This window comes from Deltaproteobacteria bacterium (assembly GCA_019912665.1).
Classification (GTDB): Bacteria; Desulfobacterota; GWC2-55-46; order GWC2-55-46; family GWC2-55-46; genus UBA5799.
Genome location: JAIOIE010000021.1, coordinates 49,864 through 68,467, shown reverse-complemented (window position 1 = coordinate 68,467; position 18,604 = coordinate 49,864). Strand labels below are relative to the sequence as shown.

General features: G+C 56.1%; 24 protein-coding genes and 1 other RNA gene. 14 read left to right on the top strand and 11 right to left on the bottom strand.

Features of this window, described 5'->3' with window-relative positions:
* Window positions 1-138 precede the first annotated feature (138 nt).
* The 6 genes from K8I01_09755 (at window position 139) to K8I01_09730 (ending at window position 5,414) form a co-directional block, all read left to right on the top strand.
* The gene (locus K8I01_09755; protein ID MBZ0220701.1) at window positions 139-1,194 is read left to right on the top strand and encodes an AIR synthase family protein; all 1,056 of its coding nucleotides are present in this window, start codon (window positions 139-141) and stop codon (window positions 1,192-1,194) included.
* 18 nt (window positions 1,195-1,212) lie between these two features.
* Window positions 1,213-1,749, top strand: coding sequence for an ATPase (locus tag K8I01_09750; GenBank protein MBZ0220700.1), 537 nt, complete (start codon window positions 1,213-1,215; stop codon window positions 1,747-1,749).
* A 31-nt stretch (window positions 1,750-1,780) separates the two neighbouring features.
* Window positions 1,781-2,788, top strand: coding sequence for an AmmeMemoRadiSam system radical SAM enzyme (amrS, locus tag K8I01_09745; GenBank protein ID MBZ0220699.1), 1,008 nt, complete (start codon window positions 1,781-1,783; stop codon window positions 2,786-2,788).
* Between the two features lie 599 nt (window positions 2,789-3,387).
* Window positions 3,388-3,696: an MTH1187 family thiamine-binding protein gene (locus K8I01_09740; protein ID MBZ0220698.1), complete on the top strand. Its 309-nt coding sequence runs from the start codon at window positions 3,388-3,390 to the stop codon at window positions 3,694-3,696.
* Window positions 3,693-4,748: an RNA 3'-terminal phosphate cyclase gene (locus K8I01_09735; protein ID MBZ0220697.1), complete on the top strand. Its 1,056-nt coding sequence runs from the start codon at window positions 3,693-3,695 to the stop codon at window positions 4,746-4,748. The genes K8I01_09740 and K8I01_09735 overlap by 4 nt, the downstream gene beginning before the upstream one ends.
* Window positions 4,749-4,811: 63 nt before the next feature.
* Window positions 4,812-5,414: a MarC family protein gene (locus tag K8I01_09730; GenBank protein MBZ0220696.1), complete on the top strand. Its 603-nt coding sequence runs from the start codon at window positions 4,812-4,814 to the stop codon at window positions 5,412-5,414.
* Between the two features lie 208 nt (window positions 5,415-5,622).
* Here K8I01_09730 and argC read toward each other — a convergent pair whose 3' ends face one another.
* From argC to rplM, 3 genes are all read right to left on the bottom strand, one after another.
* On the bottom strand, window positions 5,623-6,648 hold the full coding sequence (gene argC, locus K8I01_09725; GenBank protein MBZ0220695.1) for an N-acetyl-gamma-glutamyl-phosphate reductase: 1,026 nt from the start codon (window positions 6,646-6,648) through the stop codon (window positions 5,623-5,625).
* Between the two features lie 86 nt (window positions 6,649-6,734).
* Window positions 6,735-7,124: a 30S ribosomal protein S9 gene (rpsI, locus tag K8I01_09720; protein MBZ0220694.1), complete on the bottom strand. Its 390-nt coding sequence runs from the start codon at window positions 7,122-7,124 to the stop codon at window positions 6,735-6,737.
* A gap of 33 nt (window positions 7,125-7,157) precedes the next feature.
* A complete protein-coding gene (gene rplM, locus K8I01_09715; protein ID MBZ0220693.1) occupies window positions 7,158-7,586 on the bottom strand; it encodes a 50S ribosomal protein L13 in 429 nt (142 codons plus the stop codon).
* Window positions 7,587-7,749: 163 nt separating this feature from the next.
* Between rplM and ligA the strand changes: the two genes are divergently transcribed.
* Window positions 7,750-9,756 (top strand): NAD-dependent DNA ligase LigA, encoded by a 2,007-nt coding sequence (gene ligA, locus K8I01_09710; protein MBZ0220692.1) that lies wholly within the window; start codon window positions 7,750-7,752, stop codon window positions 9,754-9,756.
* A gap of 82 nt (window positions 9,757-9,838) precedes the next feature.
* On the opposite strand, the gene K8I01_09705 is transcribed toward ligA, so the two are convergent.
* From K8I01_09705 to K8I01_09690, 4 genes are all read right to left on the bottom strand, one after another.
* Window positions 9,839-10,291 (bottom strand): hypothetical protein, encoded by a 453-nt coding sequence (locus K8I01_09705; protein MBZ0220691.1) that lies wholly within the window; start codon window positions 10,289-10,291, stop codon window positions 9,839-9,841.
* 149 nt (window positions 10,292-10,440) lie between these two features.
* Complete coding sequence (locus K8I01_09700) at window positions 10,441-10,920, bottom strand: flavin reductase family protein (protein MBZ0220690.1); 480 nt, start codon at window positions 10,918-10,920, stop codon at window positions 10,441-10,443.
* Window positions 10,907-11,689 (bottom strand): DUF3047 domain-containing protein, encoded by a 783-nt coding sequence (locus tag K8I01_09695; GenBank protein MBZ0220689.1) that lies wholly within the window; start codon window positions 11,687-11,689, stop codon window positions 10,907-10,909. Before K8I01_09695 ends, K8I01_09700 begins: the two co-directional genes overlap by 14 nt.
* A 64-nt stretch (window positions 11,690-11,753) precedes the next feature.
* The gene (locus K8I01_09690; GenBank protein MBZ0220688.1) at window positions 11,754-12,251 is read right to left on the bottom strand and encodes a ribonuclease H-like YkuK family protein; all 498 of its coding nucleotides are present in this window, start codon (window positions 12,249-12,251) and stop codon (window positions 11,754-11,756) included.
* 193 nt (window positions 12,252-12,444) lie between these two features.
* On the opposite strand from K8I01_09690, the gene K8I01_09685 reads away from it, so the two are divergent.
* Both K8I01_09685 and K8I01_09680 read left to right on the top strand, forming a co-directional pair.
* Complete coding sequence (locus tag K8I01_09685) at window positions 12,445-12,654, top strand: helix-hairpin-helix domain-containing protein (GenBank protein ID MBZ0220687.1); 210 nt, start codon at window positions 12,445-12,447, stop codon at window positions 12,652-12,654.
* A 27-nt stretch (window positions 12,655-12,681) separates the two neighbouring features.
* Window positions 12,682-12,936, top strand: a complete 255-nt coding sequence (locus tag K8I01_09680) for a hypothetical protein (GenBank protein MBZ0220686.1) — start codon at window positions 12,682-12,684, stop codon at window positions 12,934-12,936.
* Between the two features lie 128 nt (window positions 12,937-13,064).
* Here K8I01_09680 and K8I01_09675 read toward each other — a convergent pair whose 3' ends face one another.
* Entirely contained in the window at window positions 13,065-13,511 is a 447-nt protein-coding gene (locus tag K8I01_09675; GenBank protein MBZ0220685.1) for a hypothetical protein, read from the bottom strand.
* Window positions 13,512-13,722: 211 nt separating this feature from the next.
* On the opposite strand from K8I01_09675, the gene K8I01_09670 reads away from it, so the two are divergent.
* From K8I01_09670 to K8I01_09650, 5 genes are read left to right on the top strand one after another with little or no spacing between them, the layout of a single operon-like run.
* A complete protein-coding gene (locus tag K8I01_09670; protein ID MBZ0220684.1) occupies window positions 13,723-14,142 on the top strand; it encodes a holin family protein in 420 nt (139 codons plus the stop codon).
* 6 nt (window positions 14,143-14,148) lie between these two features.
* Window positions 14,149-15,489, top strand: coding sequence for a hypothetical protein (locus K8I01_09665; GenBank protein MBZ0220683.1), 1,341 nt, complete (start codon window positions 14,149-14,151; stop codon window positions 15,487-15,489).
* A gap of 10 nt (window positions 15,490-15,499) precedes the next feature.
* A complete protein-coding gene (locus K8I01_09660) occupies window positions 15,500-15,763 on the top strand; it encodes a hypothetical protein (GenBank protein MBZ0220682.1) in 264 nt (87 codons plus the stop codon).
* Window positions 15,763-15,906, top strand: coding sequence for a hypothetical protein (locus K8I01_09655; protein ID MBZ0220681.1), 144 nt, complete (start codon window positions 15,763-15,765; stop codon window positions 15,904-15,906). The genes K8I01_09660 and K8I01_09655 overlap by 1 nt, the downstream gene beginning before the upstream one ends.
* A 40-nt stretch (window positions 15,907-15,946) precedes the next feature.
* The gene (locus K8I01_09650; GenBank protein ID MBZ0220680.1) at window positions 15,947-16,507 is read left to right on the top strand and encodes a hypothetical protein; all 561 of its coding nucleotides are present in this window, start codon (window positions 15,947-15,949) and stop codon (window positions 16,505-16,507) included.
* Between the two features lie 501 nt (window positions 16,508-17,008).
* On the opposite strand, the gene ssrA is transcribed toward K8I01_09650, so the two are convergent.
* The 3 genes from ssrA to K8I01_09635 all read right to left on the bottom strand — a co-directional run bounded on the left by ssrA (window position 17,009) and on the right by K8I01_09635 (window position 18,415).
* Window positions 17,009-17,362, bottom strand: a transfer-messenger RNA (tmRNA) gene (gene ssrA, locus K8I01_09645).
* A 74-nt stretch (window positions 17,363-17,436) separates the two neighbouring features.
* Window positions 17,437-17,898 carry an SsrA-binding protein SmpB gene (smpB, locus tag K8I01_09640; GenBank protein ID MBZ0220679.1) on the bottom strand — a complete coding sequence of 154 codons (462 nt, stop codon included), beginning with the start codon at window positions 17,896-17,898 and terminating at the stop codon, window positions 17,437-17,439.
* A gap of 82 nt (window positions 17,899-17,980) precedes the next feature.
* Window positions 17,981-18,415, bottom strand: a complete 435-nt coding sequence (locus tag K8I01_09635; protein MBZ0220678.1) for a SoxR reducing system RseC family protein — start codon at window positions 18,413-18,415, stop codon at window positions 17,981-17,983.
* Window positions 18,416-18,604 lie beyond the last annotated feature (189 nt).

Here is an 18,604-nt window from a genome sequence, read left to right as displayed (position 1 = left end):
ACAAGTAAATACGCCGTACTCCTCTTTTTTCGTCCTTGCATCTTGAGCTTTTTAAGCAGCCTGAATGTGATCTTGATTTCAGCAAACCGTTAAACGGAAAACGGGTAGCCTTCGGCTTCCCTTGAAACCCCAGGTGCTATGGCGCTAAGACCGGGACGCACAGGCAGAACGCCTGGAAGGAGCGAAAAATACCTGTCCGCGGGCAAGCTGCCGACCGGGCTCCTTGAGAAGCTACTCAAGAAGTATTCAGTTACGGACCCGAGCGTCGTCGTCGGTCCGGCAATAGGAATCGATTCCGCGATAATAGATTTCCCCGGTGAGTTCCTTGCGGCAAAATCCGACCCCATCACTTTCGTTGCCGAGGACATCGGGTATTACGCCGTTCATGTAAACGCGAACGATATTGCCGTGATGGGCGGCACACCAAGGTGGTTTCTGGCTACCGTGCTCCTGCCCGGGGGCAGTGCAACAGCCAGGATGGCGGAGAGCGTATTCTCACAACTCCGGAAGGCCTGCAAGGACGCGGGGCTTTCGCTCTCGGGCGGCCATACCGAGATTACCGAAGGAATAGACAGGCCCATACTCGTCGGCCATGCCCTGGGCACGGTGCCCAGGGAACGCGTCATAACCGCCGGAGGGGCAAGGCAGGGGGACGATATAATACTTACGAAGGGAGTAGCCATCGAGGCCACGAGCATCATAGCTAGGGCTCTAGGGGACGAGCTTAAGAGGACCTTCCCCGCTTCCTTCATAAAGAGGTGCAGGGATTATATAAGAAGGCCCGGGCTTAGCGTTGTGAAGGACGCCAGGGTGGCTCTTTCCGCCGGCAGGGTGAACTCGATGCACGACCCGACCGAGGGAGGGCTCGTGGCAGGCCTCCATGAGCTCTCAATGGCCGCGGGCGTCCGGCTTGTTATGGAGCGCGCCCTTATACCTGTGCTTCCTGAATCAAGGGCCCTCTCGGAATACTTCCGCATAGACCCGCTCGGGTCCATCTCCTCCGGGGCGCTCCTCCTCTCCTCCCCTCCGGAGGATTCCATGAAGATAAATAAGGCCCTGGCCTCCGAAGGTATAGTCTCAGCAATAATAGGCCGCGTAGAGGGCAAGGGCAGGGGCGTAAGGATGATCGAAAACGGGAAATCGAGGGCCCTTCGGCTTTTCGATAGAGACGAGATTACTAAAATATTGTTATAATTAAAAAGGAGCCATACAATGCCAAAGAAGGCTGGCAAAGGCCTTATGCAGAAGGCCGCGCACATGGTAAGGAGGAAGGCCATGGACCCTGGAGGGGATCCTTATCTAAATAAGGAAGCCCCGAAGGACATGGCCCTCTGCAAAAGGTGCGGAGCCGTATATCACGAGAAGAGGTGGTATAAGAGGGAGGACCTTCCGGAGAAGCTGGAAAATAAGCCGAATACCGACTTGGTCTTCTGCCCCGGGTGCCAGAAATTACGGGACAAGTACCCGGGCGGTTATCTCACGATAGAGGGCAGCTTCGTCGAGGAGCACGGGGACGAGATAGTGCGCCTCATAGAAAACAAGGAAGACAGGCAGATATACATAAACCCGCTTGAAAAGGTCATGGATATAAGGCGGCGCGACGGACGGATAGAAGTCGAGACCACCACCGACAAACTCGCACAGAGGATAGGCCTCATTATCCAGAAGGCGTTTAACGGCGAGATAACTTACAAATGGAGCACTGATAACAGGATCGCAAGGATCGTATGGAGGAGGGACGACACTTAGCGTCCCGGAGAAGGGCTTGCAAAATATGACGATGGAAGCAAGGCTTTACAGGAAGGTCGAGGGAGGCCGCGTAGTCTGCGGCCTTTGTTCCTTCCGGTGCCGGATAGAAGACGGCAGGCACGGGGTATGCGGGGTGCGGGAGAATATCGGGGGCGTCCTTTACACACGAACATGGGGAAGGGTCGTTGCCGAGAACATCGACCCCATAGAAAAAAAGCCCCTGTATCACTTCCAGCCGGGGTCGCTCTCCTACTCGATAGCGACCGTGGGCTGCAATTTCAGGTGCCTTCATTGCCAGAATTCCGAGATATCCCAGGCGCCCAGGGAGAGAAAGCTTGTAACAGGCGAAGAGAACTCACCCGAGGAGATAGCCTCGGAGGCTTACGAGACGGGCTGTTCGAGCATTTCCTACACGTATACCGAGCCGACGATATTCTTCGAGTTCGCGGAGGACGCAGGCGTGCTGGCAAAGGGGAAGGGCCTTAAGAACATATTCGTGACCAACGGCTACATGACAGGCGAATGCCTCGGCGAGCTTGAGGGCCTGCTGGACGCGGCAAACGTGGACCTCAAGTCCTTCAGCGATTCGACTTACCGCAAGGTGTGCGGCGCAAGGCTCGCCCCGGTGCTGGAATCGATCGAACGGATGCGTGAGCTGGGGATCTGGGTGGAGGTGACGACGCTCGTAATACCCGGCATGAACGACAGCGAGGGCGAGTTGCGTGAAATCGCAAAATGGATCCACCGGACAGACAAGAGGATGCCCTGGCACATAAGCGCGTTCCATCCGGCATACAAGATGACAGACGTCCCGCGCACCCCTGTGGAAACGCTAGAAAGGGCAAGGGAAATAGGTCTTGAAGAGGGGCTCAGGTACGTCTATACCGGGAACATACCCGGCCACAAAGGCGAATCGACCTACTGCTACAATTGCGGCGCGCTCCTAATCGAGCGGCTGGGCTTCAGGGTCAAAAGAAACGATATAGCCGATTCGAAATGTCCGAAGTGCGGGGTCGTGATAGACGGGGTCGAGCTTTAGGGGGCCAATTCTTTCCGGTGCCTGCTTATGGTTTGTTTGTCATCCTTCCAGTTCACTTTAGCTAAAAAATTCTATGGGCGTCGAGATTGCAAAAAAGCTTTTGCGCGCTGCCGCGCTTTTTTGGGTATAAGGCTCTCGCTACCCCGCCCCAATCCTCCTGGCTCGCCCTTAGTCGCTAGGCCTCTTTGGGTCCGAGCTCCTGCTTCCTCGCCTCGCTCGCCCTCCCCCAGCCCTATGCTCATAACGCCTTATACCCGTGGTTGTTTTGTAATGCAAAAACAAGTGCAGCAATGGTCTTTTTTGTCTTGAATCAAACCCGGAGGGTAATGCGAGCGCTGCATAAGGGAGGAAGAGCGTGAACGGGCCGGGGGAGGCGGCTAGCAAGCGAGCCTTACCCTCAAAAACCGCACGGCAGTGCGGAAAAGGCCTTTACCAGGAACTTCATAAGAGAATAAACCGGCAATTCCTCCAATAAACCGCGTTCCCTCTCAACCTGCTATAATTGAATAAACGGCTGCGCATCTTCCTGCGAGGGGGAGCTGCTCTCTCCCCCGACTAAACCAATAGCCTGTGCCCTGCGGGGCGGAAGGAGGGGCGAGATGCTTGTTGAGTTCAGCATAATGCCGATAGGCAAGGGCGAGAGCATGGGAGACTCGATCGCGAGTGTTTTGAAGGTCGTGGACGAGAGCGGCCTTCCCTACAAGGCAAACTCAATGGGGACGGTCGTCGAGGGCGGCTGGGACGAGGTAATGGGGCTCATAAAGAAATGCCACGAGGAGGTGCTTAAGACCGCGCCGAGGGCCACGAGCACGATCAGCATCGACATAAGGCCCTCGAAGCCCGACGACCGCCTTGTCGAACGGCTGAAGAGCGTAGAAAGGCGTCTCGGCAGGGAGGTCAAGAAATAATAGAGATAGACGGGAGCTACGGCGAGGGCGGGGGACAGATGGTCCGCTCCGCCCTGACCCTCGCTTCCCTTACAGGCCTCCCTTTCAGGGTCTGCAACATTCGGGCAGGGAGGGAATCGCCCGGGCTCAAGCCCCAGCACCTACTGAGCGCCAGGGCCGCCGCAAATATAACGGGCGGGGTGCTCAAGGGGGCAAAGCCGGGGTCTATGACTCTCGAATACCTGCCGGGCAGGCTTAAGCCCGGCAGGTATTCCTTTGACGTGGGCACGGCAGGGTCAACGGGACTCATTTTTCAGACCGTCCTTCCGGCGCTTCTTTTCGCGGGCGGCCCGTCGTCAGTTAGCATAAGAGGCGGCACGCACGTTCCCTGGAGCCCTATTCCTGAATACCTCGAAGAGGTCTTTCTCCGGGCCGTTCGGCCCATGGGGCTTAAGGTCTCGTCGGGGATGCGCAGGCGCGGATATTATCCGGCCGGAGGCGGCTCGCTCGAAGCGGATATCAGCCCGGTTGAAAAGCCCCTCTCTCCCTTATTGATAAAAGGACGCGGCAGACTCAAGAGGATTGAAGTCCTTTCCGCTGTATCTAACCTGCCGCTCTCGATAGCGGAAAGGCAGCTCAAGGCAGCCCTGTCCGTCCTTCATGAGTTCTCAAGCATTACAGAAGCCAGGGCATTGGATGCGCCTTCAGTGGGAAGGGGCACTTCCGTCTTCATCCTTGCTGAATTCGAGAGCGTAAGGGCAGGCTTCACCTCGCTCGGGGCCAGGGGCAAAAGGGCCGAGGCCGTGGGCAGGGAAGCGGCGGAAAGTTTCCTTCATTATATGAAGAGAGGAGGCGCGCTCGACAGGCACCTTTCGGACCAGGTGGTCCTCTTCACTGCGCTGGCAGGCGGCACGTCTTTTTTCACCGCCTCGGAGATAACGAGGCACCTTCTTACCAACATCCATGTCATAGGGAAGTTCCTGCCTGCACTTTTCCATGTGGAAGGAGCCCTCGGAGACGAGGGCTCGGTCAGGGTGGAAGGGGTGTCATTTCAAAAGCCTGAAAATTGGTGAAATTATATCCCGCACTCTGGTATCCTTTGGAGGATTTCAAAATACACGGAGACTTTCATTGCGATGGAACCTGCCGCATCGTTCATGCACGATTTTTTCCTGGTCCTTATCCCGCTCTTTGTGGCAATGGAGCCGGTAGGGCTCATTCCCATCTATCTCGCGATGACAAGGGCCATGGATAGCGGGCAGAAGAGGAACGTGCTCTTCTACTCGGTCGTGACCGCCGCCGCAATAACCATAGCATTCCTGATGGTGGGGAGGGCCGTTTTCCTGGCCCTCGGCATAACCATATCGGATTTCCAGATAGCGGGCGGCCTCATTCTCCTTTCCATAGCCATCGTCGATATAGTCCATACCGCACGGATGGTGCCAGGCATGCCGGTAACGATAGGAGTAGGGATAGTCCCAATAGGAACGCCACTCATAGCGGGGCCCGCGGCGCTTACAACACTTTTAATGCTGAGCGATCTTTACGGCTTTACCGTAACGCTCTCGGCCTTGCTCGTTAACCTCTTCATCGTCTGGCTCGTATTCTTCTTTGCCGAAAGGATAGTGGGCTACATAGGGGAGAACGGCGCGCTTGGAGTCTCGAAGGTAATATCCCTTCTCCTTGCGGCCATAGCCGTCATGATGATACGGAGGGGGCTGGAGACGCTCTTTTTCTAGCAGGCTCTGAAAAAGCCCAATCTGCTGTGTCGTCTTCAAGATTCGTCATTGCGCGTACTAAAAAATACGCCTCATTCCTAATTTTTCGACTCCTTGCATCTTGAGCTTTTTGAGCAGCCTGCATGTGAGTTTGAGTTTTCAGCAACCTGCTTGTGGATGACGATACGCGAGCTGAAAAGGACCGGGGGTTTTGGTTGGCCCCCGGCCCTCAGACGGAAAGGGGCGGCGTAAGGAGGGCCTTTTCCTCCGGGAAGCCGAACATCAGGTTCATGTTCTGCACGGCCTGGCCTGAGGCGCCCTTGACGAGGTTGTCTATGGCCGAGACCACGACGACCCTTTTGCCGTCGGCAAAAAGGCCTATGTCGCAGAAGTTCGACCCCCGCACCTGGCTTATGTCCGGGAAGGAGCCCTGGGGCAGGAGCCTTACGAACCTCTCACCCGAGTAGAATTCCCTGTAGAGCGAAAAGAGGGCGGATGAGGTCAGCTCTTCATTGAGCCCCGCGTACGCTGTCGTGAGTATGCCCCTTGAGGCCGGTATGAGGTGCGGGGTAAAACGCACCCCGAGCGTGCTTCCTGCCGCGGTTGAAAGCTCCTGCTCAATCTCGGGTGTGTGCCTGTGGCAGCCGACCTTGTATGCCTTGAAGCCCGAGGCGACCTCTACGAAAGACGTCTCAAGGCCCGCGTTTCTTCCGGCCCCGGATAGGCCGCTCTTTGAATCTATGATGACCGTGCCTTCGGCAAGAAAGCCCTTTTTCGCAAGGGGGGCAAGCGCCAGGACCGCGCTCGTCGGATAGCACCCGGGGTTTGCTATAAGGCGCGCCCCTTTTATCTCCTCCCTCTTAAGCTCGGGAAGCCCGTAGACCGCCTGCGAAAGAAGATTAACGGACTTGTGCTCTCCGTACCACGCCTTGTAGACGCCGGGGTCGCGGAGGCGAAAATCAGCGCTTAAGTCGATGACCTTCGAGCCTTTCAAGAGCTCCGGCACGACCTCCTGGGATGCGCCGTGAGGCATGGCGCTGAAGGCGAGGTCGGCCTTTACCGCCTTCACGTCCTCGGGGTCGCTGAATACCAGGTTGTCGTAGAAGCCCCTGAGGGCCGGGAATACCTCGGATACGGTCTTTCCTTTGTACTGCCTGGATGTGGCCTCAACCACCTCTGCACCGTCGTGCAGGGCAAGTATCCTCAGCAGCTCCAGCCCGGTGTATCCGCTCGCGCCGAAAATAGAGACTTTCATTCGAACCCCCTCACTAAAGATGCGACTCCACAAAATAAAAAAGGGGAAGGCCGGACCGGCCTTCCCCTAAGGACGAATACAGGTAATTACCTCTTGGAGAACTGGAACCGTTTCCTCGCGCCTTTCTGGCCGTACTTCTTCCTTTCCTTCATCCTCGGGTCCCTGGTGATGAGGCCCGCCTTCTTCAAAACGCCCCTGAAGGACTCGTCGGCAAGGCAGAGGGCCCTGGCTATGCCGTGCCTTACGGCGCCTGCCTGGCCGCTTTCGCCGCCGCCGTTCACGTTGGCTATCACGCTGAACTTCGCGGAGGTCTCGGTAAGGTTCAAGGGCTGCCTTACGATGCTCCTCAGGGTGTCGCGGCTGAAGAACTCGTTCACGCTCTTCCTGTTAACAGTTATATCGCCGGCCCCGGCAAGGAGCCTTACCCTTGCGACCGAGGTCTTGCGTCTGCCGACTGCGCTGAATACGTCTGCCATTTACTTTCTCCCGATAAGAATAAATTGAATGCCTTATTTGGCCAGGGCGACCGGGCCCTGGGCCTGATGGGGGTGCTTGTCCCCGGTGTATACCTTGAGCTTCTTGAACATGTCCCTGCCGAGCGGCCCCTTGGGGAGCATCCCCCATACCGCCTTCCGGATGACCTCATCCGGCTTCCCGGAGGAGAGCTTCTCGAGCGGGACGGATTTCAAACCGCCGGGGTACATGCTGTGGTGGTAATAGACCTTGCCGGTCATCTTCTGCCCGGTCACGGCTATCTTTTCGGCGTTTATTACGACGACGAAATCACCGGTATCGAGGTAAGGGGTGTAAGTGGGCCTGTGCTTGCCCCGGAGCACCGTGGCTATGCGGGTTGCAAGCCTGCCGAGGTTCTCCCCCTTGGCGTCTACAAGGTACCATTTCTTCGCGTTTGCGTCTACTTTTGGAATGAATGTCTTCATCTTAGTCCCCGAATATCGATTTGAATTCTAAAATTTAAAGTATTCGGCGGACTTTGTCAAGGGTTAATTTCCGATGAAAGGGAGGGTTGTCTACGGGCCCGGCCCGGCCAACGCCCAAACCCCTGATTGACCGGGGGCCGGGTGTATGCTAAGTATACTATCCATGGACGAAAAAGCCGCCAGGGCCGAGATAGACCGGCTGAGAAAAGAGATAAATTACCATAATTACCGCTATTATATCCTGGATAGCCCCGTAATAACAGATGCCGAGTACGATCGGCTCATGAAGGCCCTCCAGGACCTCGAAGCGGCCTTCCCTCATCTGATAACCCCGGACTCACCCACCCAGAGGGTGGGTGAGAAGCCCCTAGCGGCCTTCGGGACCCTCAAGCACTCCATACCCATGCTCTCCCTCGGAAACGCGTTCTCCGACGAGGACGCGATCGAGTTTGACGCCAGGATAAAAAGGCAGGCGAATCTCCCGCCTGATGAGAAAGTAGAATACGTTGGTGAGCCCAAGATGGACGGGCTCGCGGTGGAGCTTGTATACGAGGACGGCTTATTTGCCAGGGGCTCTACCAGGGGCGACGGTGTAGTGGGTGAAGACGTAACGCAGAACCTGAGGACCATACGCTCTGTGCCGCTTAAGCTATCGGGCAAGGCGCCCGCCTACCTTGAGGTCCGGGGCGAGGTATTCCTCCCTCTTGAGGCCTTCAGGAAAATAAACCGGGAACGCGAGTCAAAGGGAGAGCCGCTTTTCGCAAACCCGAGGAACGCGGCTGCCGGGTCAGTGCGGCAGCTTGATCCGAGGATCACGGCTTCAAGGCCCCTCGATATATTCTGCTACGGGCTCGGACTTGCCGAAGGGGCGGAGATAAAGACTCATTTCGAGTCGCTTGAGCTCATAAAAAAGCTCGGGCTCAAGGTAAACCCGTTCGTCAAGCGTCTTTCCGGGATAGAAGAGGCCTTGAGATACCATCACGAGATAGAGGAGAAAAGGGAGGGGCTCAATTACGAGCTCGACGGCGCGGTCTTGAAGGTCAACAGCATCGCCCTCCAGGAACGGCTGGGCATGCTCACAAGGAGCCCGCGCTGGGCGATCGCGTACAAGTTCGCGCCAAAGCAGGAATCGACCCGCGTTAAAGATATATTGGTGGGAGTGGGGAGGACCGGGGCGCTTACCCCTGTTGCGCTCCTTGAGCCTGTCCAGGTCGGGGGCGTGACGATCGAGCGCGCTACCCTCCATAACCTCGACGAGATTGAGAGGAAGGACGTGAGGTCCGGAGACACCGTCATCGTGCAGAGGGCAGGGGACGTTATACCCGAGGTCCTTACGGTAATAAAAGAAAAGAGGCCACCCCAAGCTAAAGAGTTCCGGATGCCGGAGGAGTGCCCGGATTGCGGGTCTAAGGTGGAGAGGGTCGGAGCCATACATTACTGCACCGGGGGGCTCCTCTGCCCGGCGCAGCTAAAGGAGAGCATAAGGCACTTCGCCTCCAAAAGGGCCATGGACATCGAAGGCATGGGGGAGAAGCATGTAGAGCAGTTCGTGGAGGCGGGCCTCATTAAGGACGTGGCCGACATCTACATAGAGCTTACGCCGGATAACCTCCGTAACCTTGCCAAATGGAAGGATAAGTCCATATCCAATCTCGTCACGGCCGTTGAAAAAAGCAAAAGGCCGACGCTCGAGAAGCTCATTTACGCCCTCGGCATAAAGGGCGTGGGCGAGCGGCTCGCGATGGTGCTGGGAAAGCAATTCGGGTCTCTCGAAAACCTCATGAAGGCTCATGAGGAAGAGCTTATCGCTGTGCCGGAGATAGGACCCGGCACAGCGAAGGCGGTAGTTGACTTTTTCCGGGAGCCGCATAACCGGCAGGTCATTGAGAAGCTTAAGAAGGCCGGAGTCGTATTCCCGAAAGAGGAGGAGAAGGGAAAAGGCCCGCTCGCGGGCAGGGTCTTCCTCTTTACCGGAGCGCTCGAATCCTTTACGAGGGATGAGGCAAAGGACCTCGTGACCGCGCTCGGCGGGGAGGCGGCAGGGACCGTCTCCAAGAAAGTGGATTTCGTTGTCGCAGGCGCGGAGCCTGGCTCAAAGTACGACAAGGCCAGAGAACTTGGCTTGAAGATAATAGACGAGGACGAGTTCAGGAGGATGGTGGGGAAGTAGCCATTCTAAGGGGCGGCCCTTTGTACGCGTCGCGCCATCTCCCCCAACTCATGTTTTAGCCACCCCCGGCCCTTCGTATCGCCTACTCCTGTATCACTGTTATTATCCTGGCCGGGTCCTCGGGCGAGCCCAGCGCGATTATCCGCGAGCCCTGTAGGTCTTCGGCAGGAATGGATGCCAGGCTTTTCCATCCCTCCTCTCCGACCCTCCTGCATTCCCCCTGGCTGCAGAAGTCCACTGTAGCCCTGCCGCTTACGGTAATGGGCACCGAAACGCCCTCGGGCCCAAGGAAACCCGGGACCTCGGATTGCAGCACCATAGTGCGGTTTTCAGGGTCCATTTCCCCGAAGCTTCCGGCGTACATGGTCTCATAGAATATCTCTCCCCCGAACTGCTCAAGGAAAGAGGGCTTCTGGGCTTGCGATGGCACGCCCGCCACATAGTCTTCGAGCCCGCCGAAATAATAGGCGGCGCTATCCGACGGCGCGAATACGACGAAAAGAGGCAAAAGAAGCAAGGCCTTGAGCTTTTTCATCCCGGACCTCCTTTTGTTGTCGCAAATACCGGAAGGCGCGCGAATGCGCCGCTCACAGACTATTCCTTAATTGTAGCAAAGATTTCAGGCTGGGCGGGGAGGATGCGGTCGGGGCAGGATATGCGGGGCTGATTCCGTGTCCGGATTGTTTATTTGAAAAAACTTTCCCTCTCGTAGATAAGCGGCCTTGCCCCTGGCCTCCTCACGCCGGCATCCACGGCCTCCCCGATAAAGAGGGTGTGGTCTCCTGCGTCATGGGACGAGGCGACCTTGCAGTCGAGCCATGCGGCGCATTCGATGAGGACCGGGGCGCCCGTGGCCTTTGTCTCGTATTTGACGCCCTCGAACTTGTCGGTCTTTCTGCCGGTCTTCAGGCCGAAGTGTTTCCCAATGCTTATGTCTTCCGGGCCGAGTATGTTGACCGCGAATATTCCCGAGTTCCGTATCATGTCATGCGAGAACCGGGCCTTCCCGACCGAGACGGTCACAAGGGGCGGCACGAACGAGGCCCTGGCGACCCAGGCTGCCGTTAGCGCGTTGGCCCTGCCCTCATACACGGTGCTTATTACGTATACCCCGTGGCTTATGAGGCTCTCAGCCTTTGATATCTCCTCCTTAAGGCTTGACATCCGCGCCTCCGTTCAGGTGCTTGAGCGTTATATCGTCATAGTATGCCACGGCCCTGCTTTTCGTGTTATCCGTGTCTGTCATTACGGCTATCCCGGCTATGGGCGGGGGCTCCTCTCCGAAAAGGGTCCTGTAGTCATCGAGGACGTTCCTTTCCTCATGCACCCAGCGGCCCGCAAGCTCGGGGCCGCTTTCGACGGCTACCATCATCATGCTCTCGGTGAACGGGCTTTCTATGGCCTCCCCTTTCCCGAGGCCGCCTGCCCAGACGTAGGCTATCGTGTTGCCGGCCGGCTCAAGGCTCAAAACGGTCTTTGCGAGCGCCTGCTTAAGTTTCTCATAGGAGGAGGCCTTTTCGGGCTCGTACTCGAATATCACGCAGAGCCTCGCCGCGTAGTCGTCCCCGTCCCTCACCCTTTCGTCCCCGGAAAGCACGTTATCCACCTTCCATCTCCAGGATATGAGTGGAAACTCCCTTGGGTCCGCGCTGAACTTAACATACAGGGCCGATGCCCCGAGCTCGCTATCGGCCATGAGGACGTAATTACCGGTATTCTCAACGACCTTGTACAAGGTGCCTTTTTTCTGCGGAAACTCGAAAGGGCTCCAGTTCCCGGGAAGCCCGGTCGCATGGTCCGGGTCGGAGAACGTCTCAAGAAAGGCGTGTTTCAGGGCTTCGGCATGGACGTAGGCAGCGATCGAGGATGAAAAGAGGAGGACCGCCGCGAAAAGGAAAAACGAAAAGGGACGCTGTGAGGGCCTGGATCGCATGAGGTTTTCCCCGTCGGATTTCAGTTTTTTTTGGGTATTGCTGTCGGGTTAAGAAGAGGTGTTTTTATTTCGAGTGCCTGTCGGCCACCTTGCTTGCGCCGAAAGAGTCGGGTTTGGTCCTTGCCGCGTAGCCGGAGCCTGTCACCATGCCGACCACTTCCTTTATTATCTCCCTGGTCTCGCCGTTTTCGCCGATATCGAGGTGTATCTCAAGAGGCAGGTCCTTGAGCCCCTTTTCGTTCAGCATCTTCCGGAGCACTGATGCAAGCTCTATGCTCATGGTCGCCTCGTAGAAGATGCGCTGCTTCAGGCTCTCCAGTTTTCGTCGCTGCGACTTCTTGTAGAAGTACCTGCCGCCGTGGCCGACCCGGTGGACGACCACGGCGCTTACGAACAGGGTCTCGCTGTTTAGAAATGAATCGGTGCCGATTATTACGTTATAGGTCTGGTCCGGGTTCTCGCTGACGTACTCTATGACCTTATCGAACATTTCGTCGATGCCCAGACGGCCGAAGGTGGGACTTGTGAAATCCTGGAAGCTCCTGTGACAAGTAGATTCCATCCGAAAATCATACAATAAAACTCCTTTAAAAACAACGGGTTTTTGTAAGATGTTCCGCATTACTGGCAGGGCTTCCGCCTCTTCCGTCCCATCTTGACATCCTCTGGGGCCTGCCTATAGTTATAATAGGCATGAAAATTCAATGAATAAAAGGCATTATGGACTCCAAGGGTCTGAACGATTGGAGGGGCGGATGGCTTTGAACCTTAACAATGCCAGCATAGAAGACCTTGCAAATATCTGCGGGATAAGCAGGGAGAGGGCCCAGCTGCTCCTCGATTACAGAGAGGAATACGGGGAGTTCAGGACCTGGGACGACGTTAGAAGCGTACCTGGGTTTTCCCAGCAGGTGATAGAGCAGCTTAAAAGGCAGGGGGCTTCTTTCAATGGTAGGAAGAGATAAAGAAAGGCAAGACGGCGGGAGGGCAGTATGCCTAGGCTTAAAAAAAACACTGTAAAGGGGCAATTCGACGAAACCGGGACCATTCCGAAAGTGGAATCTCCTGGGCAGTACAGGGGCGCACCGGAAGAGAAGGTCCCCGCACCCGGGACATACGTGGACATAGAGCACGGACACGGGCCGATGGGCCTAAGGAGGCTCGGCAAAAAGTTCCTGCATATCAAAAGGAATCTCAGGAAGAAATACGACCGCAGCAAGACCCTTTTCGGAGGCTGGCGCTTTTAGGCCGGCAGGCTGCTGAAAAAGCCGTTGAATGGGTCGTCTTCAAATCGGAACTCCGGCGTACAAGGAAGTACGCCTCTTTCCTCATTTCTTTCGACTCCTTGCCTTGAGCCTTTGAGCAGCCTGAGCTGCTAGAACCTGAAAAGGAACGCGAAGAAGTTCCATCCCATATTGTGCTCGTCGTGGGCATTGGAAAGATGCGTAAATTGTACGCGGAACCGCTCGCCAATGTTTACTCCGGCCCCGAGCGAGAAATTGAAATGCGTCCCGTTTACCTCGCTTATTTTCGATATGTAAGCGCCGCCAAGGTTCAGGTCCCATTTCTCGCTCGGCAGGACGTCATAGTCGATTGATAATGATGAATTCGAGTTGAACGGGCCGTCCCAGTACATGGCTTGCGCGCCCAGTCTCGTCTTCCTGTGGTCGTACCTGAGCACCACGGCATTTGTCCAGGCCGCTTTAATGAAATCAGCTGCATACCCTGCGGAGACCTCGGCTCCGGCCCTATTATGAGTCGATATTACGGCGAGCAGGGACGCGAATAGATAGAAGGCGTTCCTTCGTATCCTTTGGCTCATTCTCGGGCAAGGGACTCCTTTCCTGTTTACGCTCCATCTATTATAGCTGATTTCAATCACTTTTATCGCGCGCCCCGCTTCTATTCCGGCCCCTGGCCGGCCCTGAATAAAAAATACGGAAAAGATCATGAAATACAGACGGTTCTGTGATGCGGGGCAGAAAATATGCACCAAGTTTTTATCCGAGCTGTAAAGGAGATTCCATAACCCCATGCCTGAGCCGGTTATCAATAGCATAGTCCAGGGCACTCTCGGCAGGGTCATAGACAGGCTTGCGGATAAATACCTGCCTTCTTCTGTAAGCGAGAAGGAGCGGGAGGAGTTCCGCATAAGGGCCATGGAGCTGGCGTTGAGGGAGGCCGAGGCACATGCAAATGCCCTTGAGTCCGTGAACGCCACCATCAGGGAAGAAGGCAGAAGCGAGCACTGGATGAGATGGTCCTGGCGCCCCCTTATCGGATTCACGTTCGCGGGTGTCGTCGTCAACAACTATATACTTTTGCCTTACTTCAGGAATCTCGGCCTGCAGCCTATCGAAATACCCTCGGGCATATGGGAGTCGATGCTGGTGATACTGGGTGTCGCCGCAGGCACAAGGGGGCTCGAGAAGTGGGCCCGGGAAAGGAAGTGAAAACAGATGGCGCTCTCAATCCCCGTAAACGGAATCCCCTCCGGCTCGGCTTCAGGGCAATCACTCGAATGGAGCGGCACCATCTGGGTGCCCCGGATGTCGGCCGGGCAGTCATGGCCTGAGGTCGCCTATACGGGAAAAACGCATTACCGGACCGACAGGGACATAGCTTATGTCCGGAACTCTTCAGGCTCATGGGTGCCGGTCCAGTCTTTTTCCGGAATGGAAATCTTCATTGACCCGGAAACCGGGATTGACGATGCGGACCACGGCTTCGGGCCGGGCAGCAACGCCTTCGCTTCCATCCAGTACGCGGTGGATTCCATCCCAGGCCTTTTGAGCGGAGACGTCCTCGTAAAGTTGAGCAACGCTGCGTTTGCCGAGGATGTCGCCCTCGGAGGCAAATATTTTGCCGGCCCGTACACCCTCACCGTCAGGGGCGAGCAGGCGATAGAGCTTTCTGAGACGACCGCTACGGGCGGCATGAGCGGAAACGCCGACAACCAGGGCACCCTCGTAAAGACCGGGGCCGGATGGACTGTGAACCGGTTCCAGAACATGTGGGTAAGGTTCTCGGACGATACGTCCACAGCCGCGCTGCGCGGGCAGGAATATCTGATCGACACGAACACCTCGGACACACTCACCATATGCAATACCTTCCAGATCGGGATACGGGGCACGGCCATTGCGACGCCGCTAAACGGGGAGAAGTTTACGATTCATAAGGAAGGCACAAGATGGGGCATGGGAGGGAGCGGACAGGTTTATCCTATATGGGTCAAGCCCTATCAGGCCAACGTCGTCTTCCACAGGATAGGCTTTCGTGAAACGGTCCTCACTCCGCCGTCCTATTTCATAGTGTGCGACGTGGGCTCGAATGTAGTGATGCAGGCCTGCTCTGACATACTGTCGACCAGGATGCTCAATATCTACGCCTATACCGCGACCTTGATGCTCAAGGACTGCTACGTGTTTACGGACATATCTGGCGGCAGAGGCGTGTCGGCCCTTGTCGGAAGCACCGTCGATATTGAAGGGACCAAGGTCAGGGGGAACGGAACGGCAGGGAATAGCTGGGCGGTATTCTGCCAGCAGAACGCGACTGTAAGGGTCTTAAGCGGGATATACGAGAACTGCAACAGGGCTTTCAACATGCGCTTCGGCGGCATCGGGAGCTTCGTCGGCAGTCCGGCCATACAGGGGAAGCCCAGGGTAAGGAGCAACTCAACGGGGATATTCGCGGATACAGGCGCGGCTTTCGGAGTGACCACGGGGGTAATCTTCTCAGGCAATACAACCGACAAGAACCCGTCCGGAGCCTTCGACCCGGCGTACATAGATTAGGGGGTGGCTGATGAGGCTTCTTTTCAATGCGGATGAAGGAGAGATTTATTACGCCGTGCCGGAAAGGGATTGGTTCTGGTTCGCGCATACGACCAACATCCCGTTATCGGAGTTCGATATCGACGAGATTAATCCTGAGAACAGGGACATCTGCATGGATTTGAGGCGTGTTGCCGGGAAGAAGGACCAAGAGGGCAGGGGCAAGTATTACATAAGCGGGTGCGTGCTTCATGTAAAAGAGGGTTGGCAGGAATGTCAGCTGGAGATAATCTGATGGCAGACAAGCCCGTTACCATTGCAAAGGACCCGGATAAGATTAAAATGCAAGCCCTTGCCCGGAAGCCCATTTGGACGCCGCAGGAGAGGGACGAGATATTGAGGCTTCTTATCAAAAAGGCGGGGATAGCAGATGCCTGATTCCAAGCGTTTTGAACACTATGGCGAAAGAGGCCTTACATTGCGCGTCCGGGTACTGAGGCTTGCTGACGGGCATCTCCTGGACGCAAACGACGGGACCTTCAAGGCCGCCCCCTCAATGCCTTTCTCTCTCATGGACGAGGACGGCACCCGGAAAGGGGAGTATAGCTTAACGGAGAACAGGCAGGAGTGGCAGGACGGGGAATACACCTTTGCCGTACGGAGACAGACCGGAGAGGCTCCGGCCTATACCGACCCGGTAGTTGGATTCGGGGAGTTTTCAATAAAGGACGACAGGGAAGTCGTGCTGGATGTGAATCCTTCGACCAGGCTGCCGGAGAATGATGCGAGGCTGGATAACCTCGATGCCGCCGTATCGACAAGGCTCGCCTCAGTGGATTATGAGCTTCCGGATAACACGGGCATAAACGCCATCCGCGATGCGGTCACGCTTCTCCGCAAGCACGCGACCAACAGGATGACAGAGGCCGATAACGGCGACGGCACAAAGACCTTCACCTATTTCGACGACGACGGTATTACGCCCGTCCTTACCTATTCCTACAGGACCGCCGAGAAGACGAGGGAAAAGGCGACATGAGCATCTCCCCTGCATTCCACGGGTGGTCGTCAGGGTATCTGAAGCCCTTTTTTCTTGGATGGGAAGGCCAGGAGGCGCTTGCCTCGCAAATGGCGGCTGCCGGCTCAGGAAGGCTCGTTCACCTGGGGCAGCTCATTTCCACATGCGTCCATGCTGGCGCTATTGCCGGTTTTGTACAATCCGGCCATGTCCCCGGAATCATCCCCAGGGCAGGGAACCACAAAATCGTAATGGCCCCCGGGTGCTCGAAGACGGTTTCGAATGGTGGAATTCCTGTCAGGTTAATAAGTGATAAAACCCCGCCAAGATTCTCCCACATGTCGGATGCAGCCCAAAGGTCTATAAAGGAGGGAAGGGTCCCGGCGGTCTGCAAAGAGGGCAATTCACCTTCAAAGGCGGTAAGGGACTGCGTGGATGGGCGCCAGGCGGTATCAAAATGAGACCTGTTTAGAAGACAAAAAAAGGCTGCCAGAATCATGGCAGCCTTTTTTTATTGCAATTTGGTGGAGGCGGCGGGAATCGAACCCGCGTCCGGCAACGCTTATCCGGTTCTTCTACATGCTTATCCTGTCAGGGTAAAGTCTCGCTTTCCGGGCCCCTGAAGGCATACGTTCCGGAAAGCCAGCCCGGTTGAATCTCGCTCCCAGGTCCTTCGGACAGAGCCCCGGAAGCCATCCTGCTGAGTGTCGTCCCGTAAGCCCCGCAGGAAAAGGCCTAAAGGACGCTGGCCGGCTTAAGCGGCCAGGGCGTAATCGTAGTCGTTGCCGACTGTTTTTGTCTATCTGATTTACGAGGAGATAGAGCTCGGCATGCTTCACCCGGATTCAGACCGTCCCGTCGAAGCCAGTCGCCCCCATTTTTCAAAGAACACGGCGCCTTCTGGCACCAAATAAATTATAACATATAGAAAGGGGGTATGAAAGCGGTTTTCAGCTCTTCCCGCGCTTGCTGAGGGCCTTTTCCATCTCCCTCTTTACGTCCCGCTTCTTTATGCTCTCGCGCTTGTCGTAGAAAGTCTTTCCTTTTGCGAGCCCCAATTCCACCTTGGCCTTGCCGTCCTTGAAATATATCTTGGTAGGTATGAGGGTGTAGCCCTTTTCGCGCGTCTTCCCGAGAAGCCTTCTTATCTCCCTCTTGTGGAGAAGGAGCTTTCGGGTCCTGTCCGGCTCGTGCTGCTGGAAGCCGTCAGCCTTAGAGTAGGGGCTTATGTGGGCGTTCAGCAAGAACGCCTCCTCGCCCATTATCTTGGCGTAGCCGTCCTTCAGGTTGGCCTTCCCCGCCCTGAGCGATTTTACCTCCGTGCCGGTGAGGATTATGCCGGCCTCGAAGGTCTCCTCTATGAAATAATCGTGGTAAGCCTTCCTGTTCTGGGTGACTATATCTATAGACACTGGCTTTTAAGCCCTCCGGAGCCAAATCAGGGTCTTTAGCCCTGCAGAAATGCATGGAAAAGGAGCATATAAAAGCGGCTGGTTATTCGACTCTCAGGACGCGGGGCCTGAAAGACCTGCCGCGCTCGGAAAGGAAGCTCAAGCCTTTAAGCAAGCCGAAGGCGGCGGCTAAAAAGACCGCCCCGGCCATGCCGGAGACGAGGTCAGGATGGTAGCCGGGCAGGAATCTCGGGAATACCGACTGGCCGAGCGCCACCCCGGCTATGAAACTAAGTATGGGGAAGAGGTACAGGAGCGCCCCGGCCTTCAAAACCGAGCCCGCGCTAACTGAGAATACGACTTTGTCCCCGACCTTGACGCCTACCGGGTCTATGGCCTCGACGACGACCTCGGCATCGGCCGCCCCCGCGGTAGCGCAGGACTTCTTCGAAGAGCAGCTTTCACACGCGCCCGTCCTCGTCGCCCTTATGGACACCCTGTCCCCGTCCTTCCGTATTATTGTGCCGTGCTCTTCCATCAATTTAAGGCAACCTCTAAAATTGATCTTTCCCCCGGACTCTGTGTCAGGCCGGTAATAAAAATGCTCACATATTCGCTTATATGCTACGCTTTTTATTCCCGGCCTTCCTTGATTGCGGGGAAAACCTCTAATTTTCAGAGGTTACCTTAAATCGTAACAAATAAGGGGCGGTTTTTCAAGAAACGC